The following is a 624-nucleotide window of genomic DNA, read 5'->3' on the forward strand; positions in this document are numbered from 1 at the left end:
GCTGGTAGATGAAAAGCTCGCATTGGAGCATGCCAAGGAGCTTGCCCGCTGTGCCGAGCAGTACGGCCAGTATCTCATGATCAGCATGGAGGAATTGGCCAAGACCTCGGCCATTTACCGCGTGTACGAGCAGCTTGCCAGCCGTATGGACAACGTCGGCATTACGGTGCAGGCTCATTTGCACCGCACTCACGACGATCTGCCGCGCCTGATCGCCCTGCCGGGGAAAATCAGGCTGGTCAAGGGCGCGTTCAAAGAGGCCCCGGAAGTGGCTTTGCCACGGTCCGCCGAGCTGCGGGAGCGGTATTTGACGCTGGCTGAGCAAATCGTTCGTCATGGGCACCCGATTTCCATCGCTACCCATGACGAGCAGATTGTAAAAGCTGCTCTCGAAAGGGAGTACCTGGACCATGCCCGCGCGGAGCTGGAAATGCTGTACGGCGTACGCGAGGAGGCCGCACGGGAATTGCTCGCGAAAGGAACCGCCATACGCCTGTGTTTCACCTACGGCAACGAGTGGTATCTTTATCTATGCCACCGCCTTGCCGAGCATCCGCCGAATTTGTACCGGGCGTTTGCTGACATGCTGGAGCCGGGCAGGGCGGGGGTGGAGATGTACGGATA

At 59.5% G+C, this 624-nt stretch carries 1 protein-coding gene; it reads left to right on the forward strand.

The window, feature by feature from the left end:
* On the forward strand, positions 1-624 hold a 624-nt coding region (locus Q3F21_RS27190; protein WP_340259722.1), incomplete at both ends, for a proline dehydrogenase family protein.

This window comes from Brevibacillus borstelensis (assembly GCF_037834415.1).
Classification (GTDB): domain Bacteria; phylum Bacillota; class Bacilli; order Brevibacillales; family Brevibacillaceae; genus Brevibacillus; species Brevibacillus borstelensis_A.